This window comes from Actinocorallia longicatena, from assembly GCF_039534125.1.
Classification (GTDB): Bacteria; Actinomycetota; Actinomycetes; order Streptosporangiales; family Streptosporangiaceae; genus Actinocorallia; species Actinocorallia longicatena.
In genome coordinates this window covers 1-6790 of the sequence record NZ_BAAAUV010000063.1, presented here as the reverse complement: position 1 = coordinate 6790, position 6790 = coordinate 1, and the positions used below count along the sequence as shown (strand labels likewise).

The following is a 6790-nucleotide window of genomic DNA, read 5'->3' as shown; positions in this document are numbered from 1 at the left end:
GGTTGAGGAACAGCGCGTCGCCGGTCGAGCCCGGCCAGGTGGAGCGGTTGGCGTGCCAGGCGTCGAGGGCGGCGGCCGAGCGGGGGTCGCGCAGCCGCCGGGCGTCCTGGACGTCGAGGGCGACCAGCTCGCCGACGCGCAGCCCGGTGCAGGCCGGCAGCAGCGCGAGCAGCCGGTCGCGCGGGTGGGGCCAGGCTCCGGCGGCGGCGGCCCACCGTTCGAGAGCGGCGGCTTCGAGCTCGCGCGGGGCGGCGGGGACGAGCCGGTCGCGGGTCAGGTTGGTGCGCCCGGGGCCGCGCCGGGCGAAGAAGTCGTCGAGCGCGGCGAGCGCGTTGTTGACGTACTGGACCGAGCGCCCGAGGACGCCGAGGTGCTCCCGGTAGGCACGGACGGCCCGGTCCCGCACGACGGGTCCCGCCGGCACGGCGCCCTCGGGCAGCCAGGCCAGGAACATCCGCACCCGCGAGACGTAGGTGCGGCGCGTGTCCGCCGCCAGGGACGCCTCCTCCAGCTCGGCCGCGTAGACCGCCAGGAGCCTGGCCCTGTCCTCGGTCAGAGCGGTCGGCCGGGGCCCGCGAAGCGTCACATTCTCGGAAGTCACTTCTCCATAGTAGCGCCGGGTCAGGCGTCGAAGACGCAGAACTCGTTGCCCTCGGGATCGGCCATGACGGTCCAGCGGATCGTCTCGTCGCGCGGCCTGAGCACGGTCGCCCCGGCCGCGACCAGGTCGCCGACCTCGCCGGTGACGTCCCAGTGGATCCGGTTCTTGACCGTCTTCGGCTCGGGCACCGGCACGAAGTCCATCGTCAGGAACGGCATCCCGGGCACGTTCTCGACCGTCGACCAGCCTTCGTCCCCGTTGTGGTCGATGCCGGCGCCGTAGACCTCCCGCCACCACTCCGCCTGGGCGCGCGGGTCGGCGCTGTCGACGACGAGCCCGTGGATCCGGTCGGCCGGAGGCTCCTCGCGGAGGAACGCGCAGAACTCGCCGCCCTCGGGATCCGCCATGATCGTCCAGCGCGGGAAGTCCTCGAGCCGCCGGGCGCCGAGCTTCTCCAGCTCCTCCAGCGTCCGGCTGTAGAGGTCGAGGTGCACCCGCTGCTTCACGGTCCTTTCCTCGGGAACCCTGTTCACCCAGATCGTGTGCCCCGGCGTCGCCCCGGTCAGCTTCCCCTCGCCGTGACCGTCGGGGACCCATCGCAGCCCGGCCGCCGCCGCCCAGAACCGCCCGAGCACCCCGGCGTCTACGGCGTCGACGCAGATGTCCTTGAAACGCGCGATGGCCATGCTCCCGAGCCTAGGGCAGGGCGGGGCCCGGGGGCAGGAGGTCCAGGAGGGTGGTGAGGGCGGGGCCGAGGGGGGCGTCCAGGGTGAGGACGGCGAGGGGGTCGGCGCGGGTGGGGCCCTGGTTGACGATGGCGACGGGGGTGCCGAGGGCGGCGGCGCGTTCGACGAAGCGGTGGCCGGACTGGACGGTCAGCGAGGAGCCGAGGACCAGCAGGAGGGCGGCGTCGGTGACCAGGCCGAAGCAGTCGGCGACGCGCGGCGCGGGCACGTTCTCGCCGAAGAAGATCACGTCGGGTTTCAGGAGGCCGCCGCAGGCCGCGCAGTCCACGATCGCGAACCCGGCGACGGCGTCCTCGGGCAGGGCGGCGTCGCCGTCGGGATTGATCTGGCCGGTGACGGCGTCCCAGCCGGGGTTGGCGGCCCGGAGCCGGGCGTCGAGCGCGTCGCGCGGGGTGCGGGCCCGGCAGGACAGGCAGACCACCCGGTCGAGGGAGCCGTGCAGCTCGACGACCCGGGCGGAACCGGCCGCCTGGTGCAGCCCGTCGACGTTCTGGGTGATCACGCCGCCGGCCAGCCCGCGCCGTTCGAGCTCGGCGACGGCACGATGGCCCGCGTTGGGCCGCGCCCTGGCGATGTGCCGCCATCCGGCGTGGCTGCGGGCCCAGTAGCGGGTGCGGGCCTCGGCGCTCCCGGTGAACCGCTGGTAGGTCATCGGCTCGGCGCGCCGGGCCCGTCCGGTGGCCCCCCGGTAGTCGGGAATGCCGGACTCGGTGGACAGCCCGGCCCCGCTCAGCACGGTCACACCGCCGTCGGCGACGAGATCGGCGAGCAGGGCCAGCGGGGTCGTGGAGCGGGTCACCCTCCCATGGTGCCCTCCCCCGGCCCGTCGTCGAAAACGAGGGGCGACCGGTAGCGGGGCGTCCAGACCCTGGCGTTGAGCAGCCGGACGGGCGGCGGGAGCAGGGCGGTGAGCCTGCGCCGGGTCGGTTCGGGGGCGCCGTCGAGCAGCCACGGGAAGTAGACCTTGGCCCCGCTGAGCCCCTGCTCCTTGCGGATGGCGCGGCCGAACGCCGCCCAGCCGTCCGGGCCGAGACGGGCCTCGACGAGCGGGAGCGCCGCGGTCTCCTCGTGCCGCATGTGGGCGGTCAGGCCCTGGGTGAGGGTCTTCAGGGCGCGGGTGAGCAGGGTGAGGTCGCGGCCGCTCAGCGCCTTCTCGACCTCCTCCAGCCGCGGGTCGATCTGGAGGTGCTCCAGCTCCATGGCGTCCAGGACGGCCGTCTCCTCCGGACCGGCCGCCCGCTCCCGGAGGGCGGGCCACAGCGCCCGGTCCTCGATGCCGTGGTGGAGATGGAGCTGGCGGGTGAACAGGGCCCAGCCCTGCCGGGCGGGGACGGTGAAGGCCAGGCCGCGCCGGGCGGCGTCGGCCATGCGGCGCAGGTCGCGCTCGAAGGCGTCGTGCGCGGCGTACATCATCGTGAAGTCGATCCCGCCTTCGCGGGGGACGCGGTCGATCATCTCTGCTCCTCAGGCGACGAGAACGGGTTCGGAGTCCGCGGCGTGCTCGCCGCGGGTGTTGCTGATGCGCACGGCCACCAGGGCGGCGGCCAGGATGAACACGGCGCCGGCCAGCAGCGCGCGGGAGAACCCCGCGGTCAGGGCCTCCGGGACGGGCTTGTGCTCGGCGAGCAGGTCGTCGGTCCTGGCGGTGGCGAGGGCGGAGAAGATCGCCAGGCCGAGGGCGGCGCCGAGCTGCTGTGAGGCGTTGAGCAGGGCGGCGGCCAGGCCGGCCCTGTCCGCGGGGACCCCGGCGTTGGCCGCGGTCGTCACGCCGACGAACACCGCGCCGAGGCCCAGCGAGACGATCACGAGCTGCGGCAGCAGGTCGGCCGGGTAGGAGCCGTCGACGGGGATCCGCGACAGCCAGAACATCCCGCCCGCGGCGACCAGCAGCCCGACGATGATCACCGGCCGGGTGCCGGTCCTGGGCAGGATCTGCGCGGTGATCCCGGCCGAGACCCCGACGCCGAGGCAGAGCGGCAGGTAGGCCGAGCCGGTCTCGAGCGGCGAGTAGCCCAGCACGTTGACCATGTAGAGGCTGAGGAAGAAGAACATCGACACGAAGCCCGCGATGGCCGTGAGCTGGGTGACGTCGGCGGCGGCCAGCCCCCGGACCCGGAAGATCGACAGCGGCAGGAGCGGGTGGCGGCTGCGCTGCTCGTTCAGCACGAACAGGGCGATGAGGACCAGCGCCCCGGCGAGGCCGCCGACGGTGCGGGCGGCGTCCCAGCCGACGTCCGGGGCCTTGACGAGGGTGAAGACCAGCAGGAGCATCCCGCCCGTCGCCAGGACCGTCCCGGGCAGGTCGAAGTCGGCGAACCGGGCGGCCCGCCGGTCGCCCTCGATCAGGAGGAACACCGCGACCAGCACGGCGACGCAGATCGGCGGGTTCACCAGCATGACCCAGCGCCAGCCGGGACCCTCGGTGAGCAGGCCGCCGAGCAGCACGCCCGCGGCCGAGGCGAGCCCGGCGACCCCGCCCCAGACCCCGAGGGCCTTGTTGCGGTCGGCGCCCTCGGCGAAGGTGGTGGTGAGGATGGACAGGGTCGCGGGGAGCATGAACGCCGCCCCGATCCCCTGCGCCAGCCGGGACCCGACCAGGACGCCGGGCGACGTGGCCAGGCCGCCCACCGCCGAGGAGACCGCGAACAGCAGGGTGCCCGCCACGAGGACCCTGCGACGGCCGAGAAGGTCGGCGGTGCGCCCGCCGAGCAGCATGAACCCCCCGTAGGTGAGCAGGTAGCCGCTCGGCACCCACTGGAGGGACTGGACGGAGAAGCCGAGGTCGTCGCGCATGGCGGGCAGCGCGACGTTGACGATCGAGGCGTCGATGAAGTCGAGGAAGGCGATCGAGCACAGCAGCAGGAGGATGATCCTGCCCCGGCCCGAGGAGAGCGGTTGCACCACGGAGGGCCTCCGGTGGAGGAGATGTTGTCGACGTAGAGAGCCCTCCCGGCGCGCCGATGTGACACGGTGCGACATGGATCACATCGCCGGCGCCGATGTCACACTTTCAAGATCGACCACCTCCTAACGGCGAACGGACTGAGGGAGGTCTCCATGTCGGACGAGGGGACGCGGGTGTTCGCCGAGCACCGCGAGCTGCTGTTCTCGATCGTTTACAACCTGCTGGGCGTCGTGGCCGACACCGAGGACGTCCTCCAGGACACCTGGCTGGCCTGGGCCCCGAAGGCCGCGGAGGAGGACGCCTCCGGGGAGCGGAGGATCGTCAGCCCGCGCGCCTACCTCGTGCGGATCGCGGTGAACACCGCGCTGGCCCGCCGCGAGTCGATCGTGCGGCGCCGCGAGACCTATGTGGGCCCCTGGCTGCCGGAGCCGCTGGCGACCTCCTCCGCGGACGACACCGGCGACGCGGCCGGGCCCGCGCTGCGCGCCGAGTCGGTGTCGCTGGCGATGCTCGTGGTCCTGGAGACGCTGACACCGCTGGAACGGGCCGTGTTCGTGCTGCACGAGGTGTTCGGGTACGCCCACCCCGAGATCGCCGAGATCATCGGACGCACTCCGGCGGCCGTCCGGCAGCTCGCCCACCGGGCGCGGGAGCACGTCCAGGCCCGGCGTCCGCGCTTCCCCGCCGATCCGCGCACCCAGCGCCGGGTCACCGAGCAGTTCCTGACGGCCTCCCTCGGCGGCGATCTCGAGGGCCTGCTGAGCATGCTCGCCCCCGACGTCACCCTGTGGACGGACGGCGGCGGCCGGGTCGGCCAGGCGCTCCGCCCGGTCCACGGCAGGGAGAACGTCGCCGGCCTGCTGACGAGCGTCACCCGGACCCGCCCGCCCGAGCTGGAGATCCGCTACCGCGAGGTCAACGGCGACCCCTCGGCCGTGCTGTTCTCCGCCGACGAGCCCTTCGCCGCCATGGTCCTCGACATCGACGGCGACCGGATCACCGGCGTCTACGCCGTCACCAACCCCGACAAGCTCACCCACGTCGGCGACGGCTGACGGCCCGCTCCCCCGCCACCCGGCGGCGCCCGGACCGGCTCATACGTATGACTAGGCGGCCAGGGCGAAGCGGGGGAAGAGGCGGCGGGGGGCGAGGTCGGCGCGGCCGGTGCGCTCCCAGGAGCGTCCGTAGGCGCGGCGGGCCGTGAACTCGAGCTCGTCGAGGAAGGCCCCGGCGTCGGCGGGACGGTCCTCGGCGTGCTTCGCCAGCCCGCGCAGGATCAGCGGGCGCAGCGGCGCGGGGGCCTCGCCGGCCGGGATGTCCGCCTGGAAGTGCTGGGCGGCCAGGCCCATCACCGCGCGGCTGCGGTAGGGCCGCTCCCCGGTCAGGCACTCGAAGAAGACCGCGGTCGCCGCGTACAGGTCGCCCGCGGGGTCGGCGGGCATGGCCTGCCACTGCTCGGGCGGCATGTAGGCCGGGGTGCCGACCGAGGCGGTCTCGGTGCCCGCCCTGACCGCGATCCCGAAGTCCAGCAGCTTGGCCTGGCCGCGTTCGGTCAGCAGGACGTTGTCCGGCTTGCAGTCCCGGTGCACGATCCCGGCCCGGTGGGCGTCGGCGAGCCCGCGCAGCGCCCCCGCGAGCACGGCCAGCGCCGCCTCGGGACGCAGCGCGCCCCGCTCGGCCAGCACCTCGCGCAGCGGCCGTCCCGGCACCAGCTCCATGACGATCGCCGCCGCCCGCGCGTTCTCCACGTACTCCAGCAGCCGCACCACGTGCCGCGACCGCACGGCGCCCAGGAGCTGCGCCTCCAGTCCGAACTCGGCGCGCCGCGCGTGATCGAGGAGTGACTTCACCGCCACCCGCCGCCGATCCGCGTCCCGCGTCGCCAGCACCACTCGGCCGAAGGCCCCCGCCCCCAGCTCCCTCACCGCCGTGTATCCCGGTATGTCCCAGCCGTCCATGGAAGCAAGGATGATCCGGTGAGGGGCGGGGACGTCAGGGCGCCCGGTACCGCGCTGCCCGGCCGGGAGGGACCTGCGTCCCGGCCGGGATCAGGCTCCCTGTCCCTCCCGGGGGCCTCCCCGGTGCAGGCGTCGCAGGGCGAGCGCCACCTGGAGCCTGAGCCGTCCCCGGGGGTCGTGGACGGTCCAGCCGAGCCACCGTTCGGCCCGGCCGAGCCGCTCCTGGAGGGTGGAGTGGTGGAGGTTCAGCTCGGTGGCGGCGGCGCGCAGGCTGGGGGCGAAGGCGACGGCCTGGAAGGTCGCGACGGCCCACGGCGCCTGGGCAGCGGCCGCCTCGAGCGCCAGGACGTCCGGGACGGGCGGGGTCCCGGGTCCTGCGAGGTCGGCCAGCAGGATCAGCCCGCCCAGCTCCTCGGCGTGCACGATCCGGGGGCCGGGATCGGCCTCGGTCCCCTCGGCGGTGAACCGCAGCGCCTTGCGGGCCAGGTCGTGGGAGTGCGGAAGCTCCAGGACCGGCACCTCGGGTCCCACCCCGGCCCGCCGGGCTCCCGTCGGCCCGGGCGGGACGGGCGCCGCCCCG

7 protein-coding genes and 1 pseudogene are annotated in these 6790 nt (G+C 74.6%); 1 reads left to right on the top strand and 7 read right to left on the bottom strand.

What is annotated here, in order from left to right; translation table 11 throughout:
* From ABD785_RS40980 to ABD785_RS40960, 5 genes and pseudogenes are all read right to left on the bottom strand, one after another.
* Window positions 1–601, bottom strand: a pseudogene (locus ABD785_RS40980) (hypothetical protein); the annotation flags it as partial.
* A 20-nt stretch (window positions 602–621) separates the two neighbouring features.
* Window positions 622–1287: a VOC family protein gene (locus tag ABD785_RS40975; protein WP_344840283.1), complete on the bottom strand. Its 666-nt coding sequence runs from the start codon at window positions 1285–1287 to the stop codon at window positions 622–624.
* A gap of 10 nt (window positions 1288–1297) precedes the next feature.
* On the bottom strand, window positions 1298–2146 hold the full coding sequence (locus ABD785_RS40970; protein WP_344840281.1) for an NAD-dependent protein deacetylase: 849 nt from the start codon (window positions 2144–2146) through the stop codon (window positions 1298–1300).
* A complete protein-coding gene (locus ABD785_RS40965) occupies window positions 2143–2802 on the bottom strand; it encodes a hemerythrin domain-containing protein (protein ID WP_344840278.1) in 660 nt (219 codons plus the stop codon). The genes ABD785_RS40970 and ABD785_RS40965 overlap by 4 nt, the downstream gene beginning before the upstream one ends.
* A gap of 9 nt (window positions 2803–2811) precedes the next feature.
* On the bottom strand, window positions 2812–4251 hold the full coding sequence (locus ABD785_RS40960; RefSeq protein ID WP_344840275.1) for an MFS transporter: 1440 nt from the start codon (window positions 4249–4251) through the stop codon (window positions 2812–2814).
* A gap of 153 nt (window positions 4252–4404) precedes the next feature.
* Between ABD785_RS40960 and sigJ the strand changes: the two genes are divergently transcribed.
* Entirely contained in the window at window positions 4405–5307 is a 903-nt protein-coding gene (gene sigJ / locus ABD785_RS40955) for an RNA polymerase sigma factor SigJ (RefSeq protein ID WP_344840273.1), read from the top strand.
* Between the two features lie 51 nt (window positions 5308–5358).
* Here sigJ and ABD785_RS40950 read toward each other — a convergent pair whose 3' ends face one another.
* Both ABD785_RS40950 and ABD785_RS40945 read right to left on the bottom strand, forming a co-directional pair.
* Window positions 5359–6210: a serine/threonine-protein kinase gene (locus tag ABD785_RS40950; protein ID WP_344840270.1), complete on the bottom strand. Its 852-nt coding sequence runs from the start codon at window positions 6208–6210 to the stop codon at window positions 5359–5361.
* A 90-nt stretch (window positions 6211–6300) separates the two neighbouring features.
* Window positions 6301–6790: helix-turn-helix domain-containing protein (locus ABD785_RS40945; RefSeq protein ID WP_344840268.1), on the bottom strand; the 490-nt coding region annotated here is incomplete at its 5' end.

Excerpts from the sequence above, each read along its gene's own strand:
- ABD785_RS40975 (WP_344840283.1), bottom strand. The coding sequence starts at position 1,287 with ATGGCCATCGCGCGTTTCAAGGACATCTGCGTCGACGCCGTAGACGCC.
- ABD785_RS40965 (WP_344840278.1), bottom strand. The coding sequence starts at position 2,802 with ATGATCGACCGCGTCCCCCGCGAAGGCGGGATCGACTTCACGATGATG.
- sigJ (WP_344840273.1), top strand. The coding sequence starts at position 4,405 with ATGTCGGACGAGGGGACGCGGGTGTTCGCCGAGCACCGCGAGCTGCTG.
- ABD785_RS40950 (WP_344840270.1), bottom strand. The coding sequence starts at position 6,210 with ATGGACGGCTGGGACATACCGGGATACACGGCGGTGAGGGAGCTGGGG.